Annotated in this window: 20 protein-coding genes; 8 read left to right on the plus strand and 12 right to left on the minus strand. The window is 71.1% G+C overall.

Annotation, left to right across the window (positions count from 1 at the left end; all coding sequences use genetic code 11):
• Positions 1-148: 148 nt before the first annotated feature.
• From DLJ58_RS04235 to DLJ58_RS04245, 3 genes are all read right to left on the minus strand, one after another.
• Positions 149-1,069, minus strand: a complete 921-nt coding sequence (locus tag DLJ58_RS04235) for an ATP-grasp domain-containing protein (protein WP_124853946.1) — start codon at positions 1,067-1,069, stop codon at positions 149-151.
• A gap of 13 nt (positions 1,070-1,082) precedes the next feature.
• A complete protein-coding gene (locus tag DLJ58_RS04240) occupies positions 1,083-1,418 on the minus strand; it encodes a hypothetical protein (protein ID WP_091403682.1) in 336 nt (111 codons plus the stop codon).
• 499 nt (positions 1,419-1,917) lie between these two features.
• On the minus strand, positions 1,918-2,871 hold the full coding sequence (locus DLJ58_RS04245; RefSeq protein ID WP_091403680.1) for a heme o synthase: 954 nt from the start codon (positions 2,869-2,871) through the stop codon (positions 1,918-1,920).
• 267 nt (positions 2,872-3,138) lie between these two features.
• On the opposite strand from DLJ58_RS04245, the gene tkt reads away from it, so the two are divergent.
• From tkt to pgl, 6 genes are all read left to right on the plus strand, one after another.
• Entirely contained in the window at positions 3,139-5,277 is a 2,139-nt protein-coding gene (tkt, locus tag DLJ58_RS04250; RefSeq protein ID WP_124853947.1) for a transketolase, read from the plus strand.
• A gap of 15 nt (positions 5,278-5,292) precedes the next feature.
• Complete coding sequence (tal, locus tag DLJ58_RS04255; RefSeq protein ID WP_124853948.1) at positions 5,293-6,468, plus strand: transaldolase; 1,176 nt, start codon at positions 5,293-5,295, stop codon at positions 6,466-6,468.
• Positions 6,465-8,114, plus strand: a complete 1,650-nt coding sequence (locus DLJ58_RS04260) for a glucose-6-phosphate isomerase (protein WP_124853949.1) — start codon at positions 6,465-6,467, stop codon at positions 8,112-8,114. Before tal ends, DLJ58_RS04260 begins: the two co-directional genes overlap by 4 nt.
• Positions 8,115-8,116: 2 nt before the next feature.
• Positions 8,117-9,670, plus strand: a complete 1,554-nt coding sequence (zwf, locus tag DLJ58_RS04265) for a glucose-6-phosphate dehydrogenase (RefSeq protein ID WP_124853950.1) — start codon at positions 8,117-8,119, stop codon at positions 9,668-9,670.
• Complete coding sequence (locus tag DLJ58_RS04270; protein ID WP_124853951.1) at positions 9,667-10,683, plus strand: glucose-6-phosphate dehydrogenase assembly protein OpcA; 1,017 nt, start codon at positions 9,667-9,669, stop codon at positions 10,681-10,683. Before zwf ends, DLJ58_RS04270 begins: the two co-directional genes overlap by 4 nt.
• Before the next feature lie 142 nt (positions 10,684-10,825).
• Entirely contained in the window at positions 10,826-11,596 is a 771-nt protein-coding gene (gene pgl, locus DLJ58_RS04275; protein ID WP_124853952.1) for a 6-phosphogluconolactonase, read from the plus strand.
• Positions 11,597-11,613: 17 nt separating this feature from the next.
• Here the strand turns inward: pgl and DLJ58_RS04280 are convergent, their stop codons facing one another.
• The 8 genes from DLJ58_RS04280 to rapZ form a co-directional block, all read right to left on the minus strand.
• A complete protein-coding gene (locus DLJ58_RS04280; RefSeq protein ID WP_124853953.1) occupies positions 11,614-11,955 on the minus strand; it encodes an RNA polymerase-binding protein RbpA in 342 nt (113 codons plus the stop codon).
• A gap of 140 nt (positions 11,956-12,095) precedes the next feature.
• Positions 12,096-12,356 carry a preprotein translocase subunit SecG gene (gene secG / locus DLJ58_RS04285; protein ID WP_030337344.1) on the minus strand — a complete coding sequence of 87 codons (261 nt, stop codon included), beginning with the start codon at positions 12,354-12,356 and terminating at the stop codon, positions 12,096-12,098.
• A gap of 96 nt (positions 12,357-12,452) precedes the next feature.
• The gene (gene tpiA / locus DLJ58_RS04290) at positions 12,453-13,244 is read right to left on the minus strand and encodes a triose-phosphate isomerase (RefSeq protein WP_124853954.1); all 792 of its coding nucleotides are present in this window, start codon (positions 13,242-13,244) and stop codon (positions 12,453-12,455) included.
• Positions 13,245-14,444 carry a phosphoglycerate kinase gene (locus DLJ58_RS04295; RefSeq protein WP_124853955.1) on the minus strand — a complete coding sequence of 400 codons (1,200 nt, stop codon included), beginning with the start codon at positions 14,442-14,444 and terminating at the stop codon, positions 13,245-13,247.
• Positions 14,441-15,445 (minus strand): type I glyceraldehyde-3-phosphate dehydrogenase, encoded by a 1,005-nt coding sequence (gene gap / locus DLJ58_RS04300; protein WP_124853956.1) that lies wholly within the window; start codon positions 15,443-15,445, stop codon positions 14,441-14,443. The genes DLJ58_RS04295 and gap overlap by 4 nt, the downstream gene beginning before the upstream one ends.
• Positions 15,446-15,712: 267 nt before the next feature.
• Entirely contained in the window at positions 15,713-16,693 is a 981-nt protein-coding gene (whiA, locus tag DLJ58_RS04305; protein ID WP_091403660.1) for a DNA-binding protein WhiA, read from the minus strand.
• 54 nt (positions 16,694-16,747) lie between these two features.
• Positions 16,748-17,941, minus strand: coding sequence for a gluconeogenesis factor YvcK family protein (locus tag DLJ58_RS04310; protein WP_124853957.1), 1,194 nt, complete (start codon positions 17,939-17,941; stop codon positions 16,748-16,750).
• Positions 17,938-18,810, minus strand: coding sequence for an RNase adapter RapZ (rapZ, locus tag DLJ58_RS04315; RefSeq protein ID WP_091405198.1), 873 nt, complete (start codon positions 18,808-18,810; stop codon positions 17,938-17,940). The genes DLJ58_RS04310 and rapZ overlap by 4 nt, the downstream gene beginning before the upstream one ends.
• A 282-nt stretch (positions 18,811-19,092) precedes the next feature.
• Between rapZ and DLJ58_RS04320 the strand changes: the two genes are divergently transcribed.
• Together DLJ58_RS04320 and recQ are read left to right on the plus strand one after the other, a co-directional pair.
• Positions 19,093-19,437 carry a hypothetical protein gene (locus DLJ58_RS04320; RefSeq protein WP_091403656.1) on the plus strand — a complete coding sequence of 115 codons (345 nt, stop codon included), beginning with the start codon at positions 19,093-19,095 and terminating at the stop codon, positions 19,435-19,437.
• A 76-nt stretch (positions 19,438-19,513) separates the two neighbouring features.
• On the plus strand, positions 19,514-21,355 hold the full coding sequence (recQ, locus tag DLJ58_RS04325) for a DNA helicase RecQ (RefSeq protein WP_124853958.1): 1,842 nt from the start codon (positions 19,514-19,516) through the stop codon (positions 21,353-21,355).
• Between the two features lie 62 nt (positions 21,356-21,417).
• Here the strand turns inward: recQ and DLJ58_RS04330 are convergent, their stop codons facing one another.
• A complete protein-coding gene (locus DLJ58_RS04330; protein WP_124853959.1) occupies positions 21,418-22,080 on the minus strand; it encodes a C39 family peptidase in 663 nt (220 codons plus the stop codon).
• Between the last annotated feature and the right edge of the window lie 26 nt (positions 22,081-22,106).

A 22,106-nucleotide genomic window follows, 5' to 3' on the forward strand; every position in this document is an offset into this window, starting at 1 on the left:
CCCCGCGCCAAGATCGCACTCGAACCAGGATGTAGTGGCCACGAGACGCCGGGAAGCCACTACAACCAGGATGTTGCGCGATCTTGCCGGCGGCAGCACGGGCGCGCGGCAGCACGGGTGGCCGTCCGGGGTTGCTTGTTGTGGGAGGTCAGGCGGTGCGGGCCAGGTGGGTGGTGATCGCGGTGGCGAGGCGGTCGGGGGCTCCGTCCGCGTACCCGATGAAGAGCGACGGCTCGGTCAGCTCCAGCTCGACCAGGACCGGCTCGCCGTCCGGGCCGGGGATCAGGTCGACCCGGGCGTAGAGCAGCTGTCGGGTACCGCCGGGCACCGTCGCGAGGGTCTGCTCGGCCACCGCCAGCTGTTCGGGGCGGGCGGTGCGGGCGGTGATCTCTTCGGCCTTGTAGAGCCCGTCCGGGCCGAGGTCCGGCCCGGACAGCATCGGACCCTTGCGGATCGCGTGGCTGAACGCGAGCCCTTCCGGGCCGGCCAGGAAGAGCAGGGCCGTCTCGCCCTCGGTGTCGACGGCCCGCAGGTACGGCTGGACCATGGTGACCCGGCCAGCCTCGGAGAGCCTGCGAACGTGTGCGGCGGCCAGGTCCCGGTGCTCCGGGTCGGCCAGGTCGTACCGGCCGGTGTCCTGGCTGCCGGCGCTGACTGCGGGCTTGAGCACGTACTCGCCGGTCTGGGCGGGCAGCTGCCAGCTCTCCCCCGGCTCGATCCACGACGTCGGCACGGTTGGCACCCCGGCGGCGCTCAGCTCGGCGAGGTAGCGCTTGTCAGTGTTCCAGCGGACCACGTCTGCCGGGTTGACCAGCGTCGGCACGGTCGCCGCCCAGGACACGAATTCGTCGCGGCGTAGCGCGTAGTCCCAGGGTGAGCGGAGCACGACCAGGTCGTAGGACGACCAGTCGACGTCGGGGTCGTCCCAGACGACGGACTGGACGGCGACACCCTGGGCGGCGAGCGGGGTCAGGACCAGCCGGTCGTCCGGGTCGAGGTCGGCCAGGTCTGAGCAGGTGACGAGAGCGACCCGGGGTTCCCCCCGGGTCGACTGGTGATATGTGGTCAATTCAGCTGTCTGTTCAGCGGGCCATCGTGCGCCGGGCCATCGACCGCCAGAGGTCGTTGCTCGGACGCATCTGGTCCATCAGTTCACGCTCCCAGGCGTTCTCGACGGTGACTCCCGCCTTGGCGCACGCCTCCCGGGCGGTGACGGTGTCGTCGGCGAACTGGTCGCCCCACTCGCCGTCGGAACCCACCAGGACGATCCGCGCGCCACGCTTGCCGACGTACTCGATGACCGCCTTCGCGCCGCCGTGTCCAGCCGCGAACGCCTTGAGGCCCGCGACCAGGCCCTGGGGCGCCTGCTCGCCGGCGGTCTGCTCGGCCGTCAGCGTCGTATCGGAACCATCTGCCATGACGCGAAGCCTAAGCAGAGTTGCACCCCGTCGCGCGAGAACCATGAACCTTTTGTGATGCCAATTACCTACAGGTTTAAGGACGACCACAGGTTGACTGTCCGTTTATTTACCGACTTTTGCGCTCAAAGCACGTCGGTAAATCGCCTTCGAACCACCCCAGGTTGAGCCGATCCGACTCATGCTGAAAGTTACTCTGATGTGACGTTAAACCCGGACAACTCATCCACGTCCATGATTAGTCAGTAGATCATCGGCACCGTTCGCGGCGGGCAGAGCCACGGCGCGACAACTGACGGTGCGAGGACCGCCGGGCCCGTAGCGCGCAAAGAAGCCGAAGCCGCAGTGCCCGACGGAGCCCCGGTGCCCGTAGGAGCCGCAGTGCCCGACGGAGCCCCGGTGCCCGTAGGAGCCCCGATGCTCAAGGGAGCCGACAGCCAGCGGAAGACGGCGGGCGGAGGCCACCGCCTTGGACGCGAAGCCGGGCCGTGCGGGACGGTCAGATCAGCGCGTCGAGCGCGACGGCCACGAAGACGATCGTCAGGTACGTCGTCGACCAGTGGAACAGTCGCATCGGCTTGACCGCCTCGCCGCGCGTCGCGCGCCGGCAGAGCCGGTGTGCCTCGACCACGAAGATGGCACCCACCACCAGTGTCGGCACTCCGTAGATCGCGCTGAGCCCCAGCGGCCAGACGGCCAGGGAGGTGAGCACGGTGAGCCACGCGAAGATCAGGATCTCGGCGTTCACGCGGCGGATCGAGGCCACCACCGGGAGCATCGGAATGCCGGCCCGCGCGTAGTCGTCCTTGTACTTCATGGCGAGCGGGTAGAAGTGCGGCATCTGCCAGAAGAAGACCACCGCGAAGAGCCCCCAGGCGGCCGGCGCCAGCGAGCCGGTCACCGCAGCCCACCCGATCAGCACCGGTGCGGCCCCGCAGGCGCCGCCCCAGAAGGTGTTCGTCGGGGTGGAACGCTTGAGCCAGAGGGTGTAGACGAGGTCGTAGTAGGCGATCGCGGCGAGAGTCAGCCCGGCGGCCAGCAGGTTGGTGAACGCCGCCATCAGGGCCACCGACACCGCCGCCAGCACCAGACCGAAGATCAGCGCGCTTCGCGGCGACACGGTGTGCGCCGGCAGCGGCCGACGCTTGGTGCGCCGCATCAGCTGGTCGATGTCGCGGTCGATGTAGCAGTTGAGAACGCTTGCCGCGCCGGCGGCGAGCGAGCCGCCGATCAGCACGATGGCCATCAGCCACAGCGACGGCAGCCCGCCCTCGGCGAGCATCATCGCCGGGACGGTGGTGACCAGCAGCAACTCGACGATCCGCGGCTTGGTGAGCGCCACGTACGCCGAGAGGACAGCGCGTACGTCCCGCCGGGCCACCGGGCCCTCGGCCGCCCGCGCCGGGTGTGGCCCGGCCGGGTTGCTCGCGGGGCGCTCGGTGATCATGCTCACGGATTGCCACCTTCCGGCATCGGGCAAGGGGAGATCGGATCGGTCGGGACCACTCGCGTCCGCATACCGCCCCACACACTACGCGTCGTCGTTTTGGCTGCCCGGCCGACCCGACAACGGTGCGGGCCGTCACACCACCGGGTTGAACCCGAGCATCCGGATGGTCACGTAGCGCACACCATGCGCAGATCCCCGGGCGCACGTTTAGGGACGCTCGATAAGGTCATCGGTGAGGGTTCCGCCCATCTGCCGAGGAGCACAACCATCGTGGCTGTTAAACGACCCGAGCACTCCGCACTGAACTGGTCCGACCTCGATCGCCGGGCCGTAGACACCGTCCGCGTGCTGGCCATGGACGCCGTAGAGAAATCCGGCAACGGTCACCCGGGCACCGCGATGAGCCTCGCGCCCGCGGCGTACCTCCTCTTCAACCGCGTCATGCGGCACAACCCGGCCGACCCGAACTGGCCCGGCCGCGACCGGTTCGTGCTCTCCGCCGGGCACTCCAGCCTGACGCTCTACATCCAGCTGTTCCTCTCCGGTTACCCGCTGAGCCTGGACGACCTCAAGTCGCTGCGGCAGTGGGGCTCGCAGACGCCGGGGCACCCCGAGCACGGGCACACGCCGGGCGTGGAGACCACCACCGGCCCGCTCGGGCAGGGTCTGGGCAACGCGGTCGGCATGGCCATGGCGGCCCGCCGCGAGCGCGGCCTGTTCGACCCAGAGTCCGAGCTCGGCGCGTCCGTCTTCGACCACGACATCTGGTGCATCGTCTCCGACGGCGACATCGAGGAGGGCATCAGCCACGAGGCCAGCGCCCTCGCCGGGCACCAGCAGCTGGGCAACCTCACGGTGATCTACGACGACAACGAGATCTCCATCGAGGACGACACCCGGATCGCCAAGAGCGAGGACGTGGCCGCCCGCTACGAGGCGTACGGCTGGCACGTGCAGACCGTCGACTGGCGCAGCGGCGACGCCGACCAGGGCGACTACCACGAGGACGCCGAGGCGCTGTACGCGGCGCTGGTGGCCGCCAAGGCGGAGACCGGCCGCCCCTCCTTCATCGCGCTGCGCACCATCATCGGCTGGCCCGCGCCCAACAAGCAGAACACCGGCAAGATCCACGGCTCGGCGCTCGGCGCCGACGAGGTGAAGGCCACCAAGCGGATTCTCGACTTCGACCCGGAGCAGACGTTCCAGGTCGACGAGGAGGTGCTCAGCCACGCCCGCACGGTGATGGGCCGCGGCTCCGACGCCCAGCAGGAGTGGACCACCGCGTTCGACGCCTGGAAGAAGGCCAACCCGGAGCGCACCGCGCTCTACGAGCGGCTGGCTGGTCACGTACTCCCCGACGGCTGGACCGACGCGTTGCCGGTCTTCCCCGCGGACGCCAAGGGGGTGGCCACCCGGGCCGCCTCCGGCAAGGTGCTGGAGGCGCTCGCGCCGGTGCTCCCGGAGTTGTGGGGCGGCTCGGCCGACCTGGCCGAGAGCAACAACACCACCATGAAGGGCGAGCCGTCGTTCATTCCGGCCGCCCACGCCACCAAGGACTTCCCCGGCCACGAGTACGGCCGCACGCTGCACTTCGGCATCCGTGAGCACGCCATGGGCGCGATCCTCAACGGCATCGCCCTGCACGGTGGCACCCGCCCGTACGGCGGCACGTTCCTGGTCTTCAGCGACTACATGCGTCCGTCGGTGCGGCTGGCCGCGCTGATGAAGCTGCCGGTGACCTACGTCTGGACGCACGACTCGATCGGCCTCGGCGAGGACGGCCCGACCCACCAGCCGGTGGAGCACCTGACCGCGCTGCGCGCCATCCCGGGCCTGGACGTGGTCCGTCCGGCGGACGCCAACGAGACCGCCTGGGCCTGGCGGCAGGCGCTGGAGCACACCGACCGGCCGACCGCGCTGGCGCTGAGCCGTCAGCCGCTGCCGACCATGGACCGCGACGTCCTGGGCGGCGCGGAGGGTGTGGCCAAGGGCGGCTACGTGCTGGCCGAGGCGTCCAACGGCAAGCCTCAGGTGATCATCGTCGGCACCGGTTCCGAGGTGCAGCTCTGCCTGACCGCCCGGGAGCGGCTGGAGGCCGACGGCACCCCGACCCGGGTCGTCTCGATGCCCTGCCAGGAGTGGTTCTACGAGCAGGACGAGGCGTACCGGGAGTCGGTGCTCCCGCGTGGGGTAAAGGCACGGGTGAGCGTGGAGGCGGGCATCGCGATGTCCTGGCGCGGAGTCGTCGGTGACCTGGGCGAGAGCGTGAGCCTGGAGCACTACGGAGCGAGCGCCCCGCACACCGTGCTCTTCGAGCAGTTCGGGTTCACCCCCGACCGGATCGTGGCGGCAGCACACGCCTCGCTGGCCCGGGTGGGCGACATCACCGGTTTCACGACCGGCAACTGAGGGAGCGTGGATGGCATGACGGACAAGCTGAATGAGCTCACCGCCGCAGGCGTGGCGGTCTGGCTCGACGATCTTTCCCGGGTGCGTTTGAGCTCCGGCGGGCTGGACCAGCTGCGCCGCGAGAAGCACGTGGCCGGCGTCACCACCAACCCGACGATCTTCGCCAAGGCGCTGAGCGACGCCGACGAGTACAACTGGCAGCTGCACGACCTCGCCACCCGTGGCGTCGAGGTCGAGGAGTCGGTGCGCATGCTCACGACGTACGACGTGCGATGGGCCTGCGACGTGATGCGCCCGTCGTACGACGGCAGCGACGGTGTCGACGGCCGGGTCTCGATCGAGGTGGACCCCCGGCTGGCCCACGAGAGCGACCGGACGGTGGCCGAGGCCAAGGCCCTGTGGTGGCTGGTGGACCGCCCCAACCTCTACATCAAGATCCCGGCCACCGAGGCCGGCCTCCCGGCGATCACCGCCACCCTGGCCGAGGGGATCAGCGTCAACGTCACGCTGATCTTCGGCCTGGACCGCTACTCGGCGGTCATGGAGGCGTTCCTCGCCGGTCTGGAGCAGGCCAAGGCGAACGGCCACGACCTGTCCAAGATCGGCTCGGTGGCGTCGTTCTTCGTCTCCCGGGTCGACTCCGAGGTCGACAAGCGGCTGGAGAAGGTCGGCTCCGACCAGGCGAAGGCCCTCAAGGGCAAGGCCGCCATCGCCAACGCGCAGCTGGCGTACGAGCGCTACACCGAGGTCTTCTCCTCCGACCGCTGGAAGGCGCTCGCCGCCGTCGGCGCGCACCCGCAGCGGCCGCTGTGGGCGTCCACCTCGACGAAGAACCCGGACTACCGGGACGTCATCTACGTCGAGGAGCTGATCGCCCCCGGCACGGTCAACACCATGCCCGAGGCGGTCATCCACGCGTACGCCGATCACGGCGAGACCCGCGGCGACACCATCACCGGCGCCTACGACGCGGCCCGGAAGGTCTTCGCCGACCTGGAGTCGGTCGGGGTGGACATGGACGACGTGATCGTCACCCTGGAGCGCGAGGGCGTGGAGAAGTTCGAGGCCAGCTGGCAGGAACTGCTCGACGGGGTCCGCAAGTCGCTGGAGGCCGCGGCGAAGGGCAAGGGTGCCCCGAACAAGGCGGCCAAGGGCAACGCCAAGGCCGCCGAGAAGGCCGGTGGCGCATGAGCGACCTACTCAGTGGGCCGGTGGAGGCAGCCGCCGGGCTGGCCGTGTACGGCGCGGACGCGGTCGACAAGGCCGCGCCCGCCTCGACCCGGGACGCGCTGGTCAAGGCCGGCGTCCCGGGCAAGCTGGCGGGCAAGGACGCGAGCCTGTGGGGTCCGGACGCCGAGGCCGAGGCGAAGATCCGGCTGGGCTGGGTGGACACCCACCGGCGCAGCCGCGAGCTGCTCGTCCAGTTGGCCGAGCTGACCGCGGAGCTGGCCGACCTGGATCACGTGGTGCTCGCCGGCATGGGCGGCTCGTCGCTCGCGCCCGAGGTGATCACCCGGACGCTGGGTCGCCCGTTGACCGTGCTGGACACCACCGACCCGGGCCAGGTCCGGGCGGCGCTCGGTGACCGGCTGGAGCGCACCGTCGTGGTGGTGGCCAGCAAGTCCGGGTCGACGGTGGAGACCGACAGCCACCGGCGCGCGTACTGGCAGGCGTTCCTGGACGCCGGGATGACCGAGGCGGAGGCCGGTCGGCACTTCGTCATCGTCACCGACCCGGGTTCGCCGCTGGAGACCACCGCGGCCGAGATGGGCGCGTTCACCGTGCTCGCCGACCCGAACGTCGGCGGCCGGTACTCGGCGCTCACCGCGTTCGGTCTGGTGCCCTCGGCGCTGGCCGGGGTCGAGGTCGCGGAGCTGCTCGACCAGGCCGACGCGCTGGCCACGTCGCTCGGCGCGGACCAGAACAACCCGGCGCTGGCGCTGGGCGCCGCCCTGGGCGCCGCGGCCACGCTGGCCCGGGACAAGGTCGCCCTGGTCTCCGACGGCACCGGCATCGACGGGCTCGGCGACTGGGCCGAGCAGCTGATCGCCGAGTCGACCGGCAAGGCCGGGGTGGGCATCCTCCCGGTGGTCGTGGAGTCTCCGCAGAGCCCCGGCGCCACGGGCGCGGACGTGCTGACCGTCAGCTACGGCGGCGCGCTGGCCCCCGGTGACATGCCGGGCGGCGGGGCCAACCCGGACGTGGCCGTCAACGGCCCGCTGGGCGCGCAGTTCCTGGCCTGGGAGTACGCCACCGCGGTGGCCGGCGTGGTGCTCGGCATCGACCCGTTCAACCAGCCGAACGTCACCGAGTCCAAGGAGAACACCAACAAGATCCTGGCCTCGGGCCTGCCGGCGGAGTCGCCATCGTTCACCGAGGGCGCGATCGAGGTGTACGCCCCGCAGGGCGCCCCCGGGGACCTGGCCGGTGTGCTGCGCTGGCTGCTCGACGGGCTGGGCGACGACGGTTACCTCGCGGTGATGGCGTACCTCGACCGGTTCGCCGACGCCGACACGGCCCGGCTGCGGTCGCTGCTGGCCCAGGCGGGCGGCCGGCCGGTCACCTTCGGCTGGGGTCCGCGCTTCCTGCACTCGACGGGCCAGTACCACAAGGGCGGCCCGCAGGTGGGCAGCTACCTCCAGGTGACCGGCGCGGTCGCCGAGGACCTGGAGGTGCCGGGCAAGCCGTACACCTTCGGTGAGTTGCAGGCGGCGCAGGCCGCCGGTGACCGGCAGGCTCTCGCCGGTCGGGAGCGGCCGGTGCTGCGGTTGCACCTGACCGACCGGGCCGCCGGTGTCGCCCAACTACTGGACGCGGCCGGTGATCTGCGGGCGTGAGGATGGACGACGTGACTGAAGCGGAGCGAGAAGGCGGTTCGGTGAACCCGCTGCGCGACCCGCAGGACCGCCGGTTGCCCCGGATCCCGGAGCCCTGCGCTCTGGTGATCTTCGGGGTGACCGGCGACCTGGCCCGCAAGAAGCTGCTCCCCGCGGTCTACGACCTGGCCAACCGGGGGCTGTTGCCGCCGGGCTTCGTGGTGCTCGGTTTCGCGCGCCGCGACTGGGGTGACGGCGACTTCGAGACGTTGGCCTGCGAGGCTGCCCGCAAGCACGCCCGCACCCCGTGGCGGGACGAGGTGTGGGCGCGGCTGGCCGGCAACATCAAGTTCGTCGGCGGGTCGTTCGACGACGACGACGCCTTCGACACTCTCGCCTCGACGCTGGACGATCTGCGCCAGACCCACGGCATCACCGGCAACGCGGCGTTCTACTTCTCCATCCCGCCGGCAGCGTTCCCCGTCGTGCTCAAGCAGCTGGCCCGCACCGGGATGGCCGACAACGACAAGTCCGGCGGTTGGCGCCGGGTCGTCGTGGAGAAGCCGTTCGGCAACGACCTGCCCTCGGCGAAGGCGCTCAACGACCTCGTCGACGACGTGTTCACCCGGCAGGACGTCTTCCGGATCGACCACTACCTGGGCAAGGAGACGGTTCAGAACATCCTCGCCCTGCGGTTCGCCAACAACCTGTTCGAGCCGCTGTGGAACTCCAAGTACGTCGACTCGGTGCAGATCACCATGGCGGAGGACGTCGGCATCGGCACCCGCGCCGGCTTCTACGACACCGTCGGCACCGCCCGCGACGTGCTGCAGAACCATCTTCTCCAACTCCTCGCCCTGGTGGCGATGGAGGAGCCGACCAGCTTCGACGCCGATGAGATCCGGGCCGAGAAGCTGAAGGTGCTCAAGGCCATCACCCTGCCCAAGGACGTCGCCCGGGACACCGTCCGCGGTCAGTACCTGCCCGGTTGGGTCGGTGGCGAACGCGCGGTCGGTTACCTGGAGGAGCAGGACGTCCCCGCCGACTCCACCACCGAGACGTACGTGGCGGTGCGGTTGGGCATCCAGAACCGCCGCTGGGCGGAGGTGCCGTTCTACATCCGGGCCGGCAAGCGGCTGCCCCGGCGGGTCACCGAGGTCGCCATCATCTTCAAGAAGGCGCCGCACCTGCCGTTCAACGACGCCGACATGGAGTCGCTGGGCAACAACCAGCTGGTCATCCGGGTGCAGCCGGACGAGGGCGTGGTGCTCAAGTTCGGCTCGAAGGTGCCGGGCACGACCATGGAGGTCCGCGACATCGCGATGGACTTCCAGTACGGCGAGGCGTTCACCGAGTCCAGCCCCGAGGCGTACGAGCGTCTGGTGCTGGACGTGCTGATCGGCGACCGCACCCTGTTCCCGGACGCGGCCGAGGTCGAGCAGAGCTGGCAGGTGATCGACCCCCTGGAGCACGCCTGGGAGGGCACCACCCCGGAGCCGTACCGGGCCGGCGAGTGGGGCCCACGGGCCTCCGACGAGATGCTGGCCCGCGAGGGCCGCGCCTGGAGACGAGCATGATCGGGCTGTGGGACACCACCGGCAACGAGGTGGTCAAGGCGCTCGCCGCCGAGCGGCGCAGCGCCGGCGGTGTGGCCAGCGGCATGGCGCTCACCCTCATCGTGGTCGTGGACGAGAAGCGGGTCCGGGAGGCGGAGGCCGCGGCGACGATCGCCGCCGCCGCGCACCCGTGTCGCCTCGTGGTGGTGGTCCGCTCGGAGATCGAGCGGGACCGCAACCGACTGGACGCGGAGATCGTGGTCGGGGGCCGGCTCGGCCCGTGCGAGGCGGTGGTCACCCGCATGTACGGCCGGTTGTCCCTGCACGCCGAGTCGGTAGTGATGCCGCTGCTCGTTCCCGACGTACCGGTTGTCACGTGGTGGCACGGCGAGCCACCGGCGGAGATCGCCACCGACTTCCTCGGGGTGGTGGCCGACCGGAGGATCACCGACGCCGCGCAGGCCGCCGACCCGGTGGAGGCGCTGCGGCAGCGTGCCCGGGACTACGCCCCGGGCGACACCGACCTGGCGTGGACCCGGATCACCCCGTGGCGCACCCTGGTCGCCGGGGCGTTCGACACCACCAGCGCCCAGGTCACCGAGGCGACCATCGTCGCGCCTCCCACCGACCCGACGGCGGCGCTGATGGCTGGTTGGCTGTCCAGCCGGCTCGGCATCACCCCACGCCGGGTGGACAGCGACGAGTTCCCTCGGATGCGGGAGGTGCAGCTCAGCTGCGCCAACGGCGACCAGCTGACGCTGACCCGGGAGGACAGCCTGGCCGTGTTCCGGCGGACGGGCCAGGACGACCGGGCCCTGCCGCTGGTGCGCCGCCCGCTCGGCGACGAGCTGGCCGAGGAGCTGCGCCGGCTGGACGCCGACCAGGTGTACGCGGAGGCGCTGGGCGCGACGGTCGGGCTGCGGGGGCTGGAGCAGCGCCCCGCCCAGCGGGTTCACGTCTGGAAAGATCCGGCCACCGCGCAGCGCGCCGAGGCCGGGGTGACCGCGCACGTCGGCACGAGCGGCGAGGGCTGAGCCCAGCCGGGGCACACCGTCGGGCAGGGCCGGTACCACCGGCCCTGCCCCGCAATCTCCGGGGTTTTCGCCCCACCACCTCGGGCACACCGCCCCGGGCACGACAGCGACCGCCTCGCGGTCGGGAAACGAAGGCGTAACCATGAGTGAGGCGAGTGTCGCCGTCCACGCCGACGCCGACCTGCTGGCGCAGGCCGTGGCGGCCCGGTTGCTGGTGAAGCTGCTCGACGCCCAGGCCGACCGGGGCGAAGCCTCGGTGGTGCTCACCGGAGGTCGGGTCGCCGCGGCCGTGTACCGGGCGGTGGCGACGCTGCCGGCCCGCGACGCGGTGGACTGGTCCCGGGTCGACGTGTGGTGGGGCGACGAACGGTTCCTGCCCGCCGGTGATCCGGACCGCAACGAGACGCAGGCCCGGGCCGCCCTGCTGGACGTGGTGCCACTGGACCCGGCCCGGGTGCACGCGATGCCGGCCTCGGACGGCCCGGCCGGCAACGACCCGGAGGCGGCGGCTGCCGCGTACGCGGACGAGCTGGCCCGCGCAGCCCGGCCCGGGCACGCCACCCTGCCGCACTTCGACGTGCTGATGCTGGGCGTCGGCGAGGACGGCCATGTGGCCTCGGTCTTCCCCGAGCACCCGGTGGGCTACGAGACCCGGCCCGTCAGCGCGGTGCGGGGCAGCCCCAAGCCGCCGCCGACGCGGACCACCCTCACCCTGCCGGCGATCAACACCGCCGAGGAGGTCTGGCTGGTGGCCGCCGGCGCCGACAAGGCTCGCGCGGTGGGTATGGCGTTGGCCGGCGCAGGCCCGGTGCAGTTGCCGGCGGCCGGCGTGCACGGCGTGAACCGCACCCGCTGGCTGCTGGACCGGGCGGCCGCGGCCGACGTACCCGTCCGACTGCGCAGCCTGCGCTGAGCGCTGGGATGAGCCCGCTACTCGCCGCGTCGACGGCGTAGTGCGGCGAGCGCCTCGGCGAGCAGGGCCTCCCCCTCCTCGGCGGTGCGCCGCTCCTTCACGTACGCCAGGTGGCTCTTGTACGGCTCGGCGCGGACCCGACCCGGCGGGTTCTGGGCGTCGCGACCGGCGGGTAGGCCACAGCGGGGGCAGTCCCACAGGGGTGGCGGCTCGACGTCCGCGGCGATCCGGATGTCGACCCGGTGGTCGTTACGGCACCAGTAGGTGACGTCCTGTCGGGGGGCGGGTTGGTGCCGCTCGTCCGGGCGCATCGGTGCGGACCCGACCCGGGCTCCCCGGATAACGTTGCCATTCGGCACGGCTGCTCGCTCCTGTCGTCGGAGGGGACCCGCCGTCTTCGGGGGTGGAGCGGCGGGCGACGCGGTGCAGCGGAGAAAAGCCTGCGCGCGGCCCGTCGAGTGACGAACCGCGCGCAGATTGTACGACTTACTGAGCCTGCTCAGGCGCCGCTGTTCATTTGGAGGCGCAGCCAGAGCCCGAGGCCGACGATCGCGGCGAACCAGACGACGCTCACCAGAACGGTGTAGCGGTCCAGGTTCTTCTCCGCGACCGAGGAGCCGGCGAGGCTGGAGCTGACGCCACCGCCGAACATGCTCGACAGACCGCCACCCTTGCCGCGGTGCAGCAGGATCAGCAGGGTGAGCAGAATGCTCGTGATGACCAGCAACACGATCAACGTGTATGCGAACCAGATCGGCATGGCTGGGGTCAGTTCCTCTCGTAGCGATCCTCGCCCGGTCTGATCGGGCACGGCGGCACCGACCGGCGGACGGGCGGTGTCAAGGATACCGAGCGATCAGCGGGCGAGGTGCTCCGGGAACCGGCAGATCTGAGCGAATTCCTCGGCGTCCAGGCTGGCGCCCCCCACCAGGCCCCCGTCCACGTCCGGTTGGGCCATGATCGAGGCGATGTTGGACGCCTTGACCGAGCCGCCGTAGAGAACCCGAACCTGGTCGGCGGTCTCCTGGTCGAAGCGTTCCGCCAGTCGCTGACGCACCGCCCCGCAGACCTCCTGGGCGTCGTCCGGGGTCGCGGTCTTGCCCGTGCCGATCGCCCAGACCGGCTCGTACGCGATCACGACCTGCCGCACCTGCTCGGGGGTGAGGCCGGCGAGGCCCCCGTCGAGCTGGTCGGAGCAGTGCGCCACGTGGGTGCCCTGCTCGCGGACGTCCAGCCCCTCCCCCACGCACAGGATCGGCGTCAGGCCGTGCGTCAGCGCCGCCTTGACCTTGGCGTTGACCAGCACGTCGTCCTCGTGGTGGTAGGCCCGCCGCTCGGAGTGCCCGACCACCACGTACGTGCAGCCGAGCTTGGCCAGCATCGCCCCGGAGATGTCCCCGGTGTACGCGCCGGACGGGTGCGGGGAGAGGTCCTGCCCGCCGTAGCCGATCAGCAGCTTGTCCCCGTCCACCGCGGTCTGCACGGTGCGCAGGTCGGTGAAGGGCGGCAGCACGACCGTCTCGACGGCGGTGAGCTGCTTCTCGGTGAGGCTCGCCGCCAGCTTCTGCACCAGCAGGTTGGCCTCGAGGTGGTTGAGGTTCATCTTCCAGTTGCCGGCCATCAGCGGCCGGCGGGTGGTGCTCGACATTCAGTTCTCCAGGGCCGCGATGCCGGGGAGGGCCTTGCCCTCGAGGTATTCCAGGGAGGCGCCACCGCCGGTGGAGATGTGCCCGAAGGACGACTCGTCCAGCCCCAACGCACGGACCGCCGCCGCCGAGTCACCGCCGCCGACGACGCTGAACGCGTCCGCCTTGGTGATCGCCTCGGCGATCCCCCGGGTGCCCGCAGCGAAGGCCGGCATCTCGAACACGCCCATCGGACCGTTCCAGAAGATCGTCTTCGCCTGGGACAGCGCGGCGCTGAAGCCGGCCACCGTCTCCGGGCCGACATCCAGGCCGAGCCGGTGGCTCGGGATGCCGTCGACCCGCACCGTGTCGTGCGCCGCGTCCGGAGCGAACGCGTCCGCGACCACCACGTCGACCGGCAGCATGATCTTGCCGCCGGACCGCTCCAGCAGGTTGCGGCAGGTGTCGACCATGTCCTTCTCCAGCAGCGAGGTGCCCACCTCCAGGCCCTGTGCCTTGAGGAAGGTGAAGCACATCCCGCCACCGATGAGCAGCCGGTCGACAGTGGGCAGCAGAGCCTCGATCACGGCGAGCTTGTCGGACACCTTCGACCCACCGAGCACCACCACGTACGGGCGTTCGGGGTCACCGGTGAGCTTGGAGAGCACCTCGACCTCACGCAGCACCAGCCGGCCCGCGACGTGCGGCAACCGGGCCGGCACGTCGAAGACACTGGCGTGCTTGCGGTGCACGGCACCGAACGCGTCGTCCACGTACGCGTCACCGAACGCGGCCAGCTGGTCGGCGAAGGCGCCCCGCTCGGCCTCGTCCTTGCTGGTCTCACCGGCGTTGAAACGCAGGTTCTCCAGAAGGGCGACCTGACCGTCGGCCAGGTCGGCGACGGTCGAGCGGGCGGAATCACCGACGGTGTCGGTAGCGAAGTGCACCGGCGCGCCGAGCAGCTCACCGAGCCGCCCAGCGACCGGACCCAGGCTGAACTGCGGGTCCGGAGCGCCCTTCGGGCGGCCCAGGTGCGAGCAGACGACCACCTTCGCGCCGGCCTCGACCAGCGCGCCGAGAGTCGGCAGCACCGCGCGGATCCGGCCGTCGTCAGTGATGGCACCGGTCTGCTTGTCGAGCGGGACGTTCAGGTCGGCGCGCACCAGCACGCGCCGACCCGACACCCCCTCGGCGAGCAGGTCGTCGAGGGTCCGGATGCTCACAGCGACGAACCGACCAGCTTGACGAGGTCGACCAGGCGGTTGGAGTAGCCCCACTCGTTGTCGTACCAGCCGACGACCTTGACCTGGTTGCCGACGACCTTGGTCAGCGGCGCGTCGAAGATGCACGACGCCGGGTCGGTCACGATGTCGGTGGAGACGATCGGGTCCTCGTTGTAGACCAGGATGCCCTTGAGCGGGCCGTCCGCGGCGGCCTTCAGCGCGGCGTTGACCTCGTCCACGGTGGTCTCGCGACCCACGTTGACGGTGAGGTCGGTGACCGAGCCGGTCGGGATCGGCACCCGCAGGGCGTACCCGTCGAGCTTGCCCTTGAGGTCCGGCAGGACCAGGCCGATCGCCTTGGCGGCGCCGGTCGAGGTCGGCACGATGTTCAGCGCGGCGGCGCGGGCCCGACGCAGGTCCGAGTGCGGCGCGTCCTGGAGGTTCTGGTCCTGGGTGTACGCGTGGATCGTCGTCATCAGACCGTGCTGGATGCCGAACGTGTCGTGCAGGACCTTCGCCATCGGGGCGAGGCAGTTGGTGGTGCACGAGGCGTTGGAGATGATGGTGTGCTTCGCCGGGTCGTAGGTGTCGTGGTTGACACCCATGACGACGGTGACGTCCTCGTTCTTCGCCGGGGCGGAGATGATGACCTTCTTGGCCCCACCGTCGACGTGCGCCTTGGCCTTGGTGGCGTCGGTGAAGAAGCCGGTCGACTCGATGACGACGTCGGCGCCGACCTCGCCCCACGGCAGCTTCGACGGGTCCTTCTCGGCGTACGCCTTGATGGTCTTGCCACCGACGGTGATCTCGTCGGCGGTGGCCTTGACCTCGTACGGCAGGCGACCGAGGATGCTGTCGTACTTGAGCAGGTGGGCGAGCGTGGCGTTGTCGGTCAGGTCGTTCACCGCCACGACCTCGATGTCGGCGTCAGACGCCAGCACTGCCCGGAAGAAGTTACGGCCGATTCGGCCAAAGCCGTTGATGCCAACCCGGATGGTCACAGGTCCCATCTCCTCGCGTTCTGGTCCGCCGGCTTCAGACAACGGGCCGGCGGGAATGGTGTGCGCCGACCGTTGGAGCCGGCCGTCGACGGTTCATCTCGGCCACCCCGCCGCGCGGTCTGAGGACCTGACCGCCCGAGGCGGTGGGGCACGACGAGGAGTGCCGGTGTCGGCCCCCTTGCCGTACGCAGCGACCCTATCCGAGCGTGCGAGACCACGCTGCGCCGGGTCGTGCTCCCGGGCGCACCGTGCGGCCCCACCGTCCTATCAGACCACGAGCATGTCGGGCGTGACGGCTGCTTCCGTATCCGGGATGCCAAGGTCGCGGGCCCGCTTGTCGGCCAGCGCCAGGAGCCGGCGGATCCGCCCCGCGATGGCGTCCTTGGTCAGCGGGGGGTCGGCCAGGGCCCCCAGCTCCTCCAGCGATGCCTGACGGTGCTCCAGACGCAGCCGACCGGCGTCGGTCAGGTGGTTGGGCGCCTCGTCGGCGAGGATCTCCAGCGCACGGGTGACCCGGGCGGCCGCGGCGACCGCCGCCCGCGCCGAACGGCGCAGGTTGGCGTCGTCGAAGTTGGCGAGCCGGTTGGCGGTGGCCCGCACCTCGCGGCGTACCCGACGCTCCTCCCAGGCCAGCACGCTGGAGTGCGCCCCGATCCGGGTGAGCAGCGCGGCGATCGCGTCACCGTCCTTGACGACCACCCGGTCCACCCCGCGTACCTCGCGGTTCTTCGCGGTGATGCCGATGCGGCGGGCCGCGCCGACCAGGGCCAGCGCCGACTCCGGCCCCGGGCAGGTGATCTCCAGCGCGCTGGAGCGGCCCGGCTCGGTGAGCGAGCCGTGGGCCATGAACGCGCCCCGCCACGCGGCGACCGCGCAGCAGACGTTGGCCGCCACCACGTGCGGGGGCAGGCCACGCACCGGGCGACCCCGCACGTCGAGCAGGCCGGTCTGCCGTGCCAGGGCCTCACCGTCCTTGACCACCCGCACGATGAAGTGGCTGCCCTTGCGCAGCCCACCGGACGCCAGCACGTGGATCTCGCTGGGGTAGCCGTAGACCTCGGCGATCTCCCGGCGCAGCCGCCGGGCCACCGCCCCGGTGTCCAGTTCAGCCTCCACCACCACGCGGCCGGAGACGATGTGCAGCCCGCCGGCGAAGCGCAGCAGCGCGGCCATCTCCGCCCGCCGACAGCAGGGCTTGGGCACGTCGACCCGACTCAGCTCGTCCTTGACCGCGGCCGTCATCGCCATTGTGCGTCCCCTCACGGACCTGTTCCGGCGTGTCGCCGGAGATTACGTACGTGTCTAACGATCGGCGCCCAGGACAGGCACCAGCGCGGCGCCCAGGGCAGCCGGATCATGGCGGGGAGTCCCGTCGACAACGGCGACGGGGGCGAGGACCAGGCGGGCACCCAGCGATTCTGCCGCACGTTCGACCGGTTCGGGGTCACCCACCGCCTTCGCATCGGCGAGCACAAGATCGACCTTGAGTTCGGGCAGGTACCAGTGCAGCGCCGCGAGATGGTCGGCGACGGAAAGCCCGAGGGTCTCCTTCTCCGCGGCGAGGTTCAGCGTGACCAGCCGCCGGGCCGAGGTGGACACGATCGCGTCGGCCAACTGCGGCACCAGCAGGTGCGGAAGCACACTCGTGTACCAGCTGCCCGGCCCGAAGATCAACCAATCGGCCGCCCGGATCGCCTCGATGGCCTCGGCGCACGCCGGTGGGGCGCTCGGGGTCAGGCGCAACGACTCGACCCGGCCGGTGGTGACGGCCACCTGGTGCTGGCCACTGACCGTGCGCACCTCGTCCGGGGCGGCCGGGTCGGCACCGCGTACCCGCGCCTCGATGCCGACCGGTTGGCGGGACATCGGCAGCACCCGGCCCACCGCGCCGAGCATCGCGCCGGCGTGCTCCAGCGCGGCCACCGGGTCGCCGAGCAGCTCCATGAGGCCGCAGAGCACCAGGTTGCCCACCGCGTGCCCGGTCAGACCGTCGGTCCCGGCCGACGCCCCGTCGGTGCCGCGCAGGGCCGCGCCGGTGCCGCGCGGGGCTGTGTCCGTGCCGCGCTGGGCTGCGTCCGTGCCGCGCTGGGCTGCGTCCGTGCCGCGGTGGGCTGCGTCCGTGCCGCGCTGGGCTGCGTCCGTGCCGCGCGGGGCCGCGCCGTCCCGGTCCGGGTCGACGCCCGCCGCCGGGCCCGGGCCGGTCGCGCCGGATCCGGGTACGCCCACCGGTACGGCGGCGAAGCGGTGCTGGAACAGCCCGGCGCTGCGCCGGGTGGCCGGGTGGTCCCCGGCCAACGCCACCAGCGCCTGGCGCAGATCTCCCGGCGGCAGGCCACCCCGCTCGGCCCGCAGCCGGCCACTGGAGCCGCCGTCGTCACCCACCGTGACCACCGCGGTGATGTCGAGGTCGAGTTCGGGAGCGCAGTGGCGCAGCGCACGCAACGAGGCGGACAGGCCGTGCCCGCCGCCGAACGCCACCACCCGCCGGGCCGTCATTCCCGCCCCAGGTCGCGGTGCTGGGCGTTCGCCGCCAGCCCGGAGTGACGCAGTCGGCTGGCCAACTCCTCGGCGATGGCCACGCTGCGGTGCTTGCCGCCGGTGCAGCCCACGGCGACCGTGAGGTACCGCTTGCCCTCCCGCTCGAAGCCGGTCGTGGTGGCGTTGACCAGGTCGGCGTACGAGGCGACGAAGGCGTCCGCGCCCTCCTGGCCCAGCACGTACGCGCTGACCGCCTCCTCCCGCCCGGTGTGCTCACGCAGCTCCGGAACCCAGTACGGGTTGGGCAGGAAGCGGGCGTCCAACACGAAATCGGCGTCCGGTGGCAGGCCGTACTTGAAGCCGAACGACAACACCGTGACCCGCAGCCGGCGGGCGTCCTCGCCGCCGAACAGCTCCTCGATGCGACGCCGGAGCTGGTTGACGTTCAGGTGGCTGGTGTCGATGATCACGTCGGCTTGGTCACGGGCCTCCTCCAGCAGGCCGCGCTCCACGGCGATGCCGTCGGCCAGCCGCCCGTCACCCTGCAACGGGTGCGAACGCCGAACGCTCTCGAACCGCCGGATCAGCACCTCGTCGTCGGCGTCGACGAAGACCACCCGGGGCGAGAATCCGCGCTCCTTGAGCTCCCGGATCGCCCCGACCAGGTCGGTGGAGAAGGCCCGCGACCGCACGTCCAGCACCATCGCGGTACGCCGGGCCGCGCCGCCCGCCTTGAAAGCCAGCTCGGCCATGTCCAGCATCAGGGCCTGCGGCAGGTTGTCCACGACGTAGTAGCCGACGTTCTCCAACGCCCGGGCCACCGTGCTGCGGCCACCCCCGGAGAGGCCGGTGACCACCACGAGGGTGGTCTCCGACTCAGCCGCCATCTGCTCGTCACCGGCATCCGGGCCGTCGATCCGGTCACCGGCTGTGCGCGCCTCGCTCACCCGTACCCCCAAGCCGTGGCGCCGCGGCCGCCCTCGGCCGCGATTGGTCAATCAGCGACTCTATCCCGCCGCCGGGTCGCGGCCCGGCACCCGTGGCCGGGCGGCCGCCGCGGACCGCTTCGAGGGTCGCCCTCCCGACAGCCCGCACGCTTGATGACGATCAGTAGTTGTCAATACGCTCAACGTGATCGTTGCAGGTCAGACCAACATCTGGAGGGTGCGATGCACGACCTGGCGGACAAGAACAAGTACGTCGGCTTCCTGTTCATGCGAATCAGCCCCGAGTACTTCGCCCTCGGCCGCGAGGGCATCCACGAGATCTCCGCCGAGCACGCCCGCGACCTGGGCCGCTTCGCCAAGCAGCTCACCCACGTCGTCTGCACCGGGGTCAACGGCAAGTACGACCAGGTCACCATGGTCGAGGCCGACACCCTCGAGGAGATCAACGCGGCGGCCACCGCCTTCCGGATGGGCAACAAGGCCCGCTACATCGAGATCGTCGACATCGTGGTCGGGATGAAGGCCCCGCCGCGCGGCCTGGCCAACCGGTCCAGCCAGCCCGGCTGACCGCCTCGCCCGTCCGGCCCACCCGACCCGGGTGCGCCGGGCGGGCGCTGTCGGGGTCGGCTCGTAGACTCCCCGGATGGCTTCTCCCACCGACCTGCGGGCCGAGGACGCGCTGCCGGTGCTGCGCCGGGTGTTCGGCTACGACGCCTTCCGCGGTTTCCAGCAGGACGTGATCGACCATGTGGTCGCCGGCGGCGACGCGCTGGTGTTGATGCCCACCGGTGGTGGCAAGTCCCTGTGCTACCAGATCCCGGCTCTGGTCCGCGACGGGGTCGCCGTCGTCGTGTCCCCGCTGATCGCGCTCATGCAGGACCAGGTGGACGCCCTCACCGCGGTCGGCGTACGCGCCGGGTTCCTCAACTCGACCCAGACCCTGGACGCCCGGCGGCGGGTGGAGGCTGCCTTCGTCGCCGGCGAGCTGGACCTGCTCTACCTGGCCCCGGAGGCGCTCGGCGTCCGATCCACCCTCGCCCTGCTCGACCGGGGCCGCATCTCCCTGTTCGCGATCGACGAGGCGCACTGCGTGTCCCAGTGGGGGCACGACTTCCGCCCCGACTACCTCGCGCTCTCGATGCTGCACGAACGCTGGCCGCAGGTCCCCCGCATCGCCCTCACCGCCACCGCGACCAGCGCCACCCGCACCGAGATCGCGACCCGGCTCAAGCTCGACGACGCCCGGCACTTCGTGGCCAGTTTCGACCGGCCCAACATCCAGTACCGGATCGTGCCCAAGCGGGAGCCCCGCAAGCAGCTGCTGACCCTGCTGCGCGACGAGCACCCCGGCGACGCCGGCATCGTCTACTGCCTGTCCCGGGCCTCGGTCGACAAGACGGCGGAGTTCCTCACCGCCAACGGGGTCGCCGCACTGCCGTACCACGCAGGGCTGGACGCGGGCACCCGCGCTCGCAACCAACAACGCTTCCTGCGGGAAGACGGCCTGGTCATGGTCGCCACCATCGCCTTCGGCATGGGCATCGACAAGCCCGACGTCCGGTTCGTCGCCCACCTCGACCTGCCCAAGTCCGTCGAGGGCTACTACCAGGAGACCGGCCGCGCCGGCCGTGACGGTCTGCCGTCCACCGCCTGGCTGGCGTACGGGCTTCAGGACGTGGTCCAGCAACGCAAGATGATCGAGACGTCCGACGGGGACCTCGCCCACCGCCGCAACCTCGCCGCGCACCTGGACGCGATGCTCGCCCTCTGCGAGACGGTGCGCTGCCGGCGGGTCCAACTGCTCGAATACTTCGGCGAGACGACGACTGCCGCCTGCGGCAACTGCGACACCTGCCTCACCCCACCAGAATCCTGGGACGGCACCGTCGCCGCCCAGAAGCTGCTCTCCGCCGTCTTCCGCCTCGACCGCGAACGCAACCAGCGCTTCGGCGCCGGGCACTGCATCGACATCCTGCTCGGCAAACAGACCGACAAGATCAGCCAGTACGGTCACGACTCGCTGACCGTCTTCGGCATCGGCTCCGAGCTCAGCGAGGCCGAGTGGCGGGGCGTGGTCCGGCAACTGCTCGCCGAAGGGCTCCTCGCCGTGGAGGGCGACTACGGCACGCTGGCGCTGACCGAGGCGAGCGCCGACGTCCTCGCTCGCCGCCGTACGGTCACCATGCGCCGCGAGCCGGAGAAGCCGGCATCGAGCCGCTCATCGAAGCCGCGCGGCGCGTCCACCGTCGTGGCCGAGCTGACCCCGGCCGCCGCGTCGCTGTTCGAGCGGCTGCGAGCCTGGCGCGCGACCACCGCCAAGGAGCAGGGCGTCCCGGCGTACGTCATCTTCCACGACGCCACTCTGCGACAGATCGCCAGCGACGCGCCCAGCACGCTGGCCGACCTGTCAGGGGTCAGCGGAGTCGGCGAGAACAAACTCGCCAAGTACGGCGAGCAGATCCTGACCGTCCTCGCCACCGACTGAGGTCACGCCGAAGGGCCGGACCCTCGTGGGGGTCCGGCCCTTCGGTCATGTGGTGGTGTGGGTCAGCTGGTGGCGTAGCCGCGGGTGGCGATCCAGTCCGCGAGGTGCTCGACGCTGATCTGGTAGGCGGCCTGGTTGGGGTCGGCGGAGTCGGCGATGGTGACGGTGTCACCGTTGTTCTGGTAGCCGACGACGCTGATGTAGTGCCCGCCCTCGTAGGAGTGGGTCACACCGTCGGTGTCGGTGCTGGTGCCGGCGATGTTGGCGACCACGGCCCGGCCGTCGTCGACGGTCTTGACGATGTCGGCGCGCAGCTGATCGGTCTGCTTGGCGTCGGCGTTCGGGGTGCTGATTTCTACGGAGCGGTAGGCGTCGTTCTTACCGGTTTCCTTGTTCAGTACGGGGGTGATGTCGTTGATGGAGTTGGTGCCGGCCTCGGTGGTGCCCATTTCCTTGGCCATGTCGTCGACGTTGATGTTCTTGCCCTGCACGCTCAGGGCGTTTCGGGTGGCGGCGGGGCCGCAGTAGTAGAAGTTCGGCTGGGCTTCGTAGCGCACGCCCAACTCGCGCTCACCATGACCACCCTTGCGGTCGGTCTGGGTCTGGGTGGCCGGCTTGCCGGTGGGTGCGGCGAAGGCGGTGGTGACGGGGCCGGCGATAGCGCCGCCGGTGAAGGCGAGGCCGGCGGCGGTCAGGGCGGTCTTACGGATCAGATCGGTACGCATGATGGCGTGCTCCTCTGCATCGGGGG

Origin of the sequence: Micromonospora arida (assembly GCF_003857035.1) — a bacterium.
Lineage (GTDB): Bacteria > Actinomycetota > Actinomycetes > Mycobacteriales > Micromonosporaceae > Micromonospora > Micromonospora arida.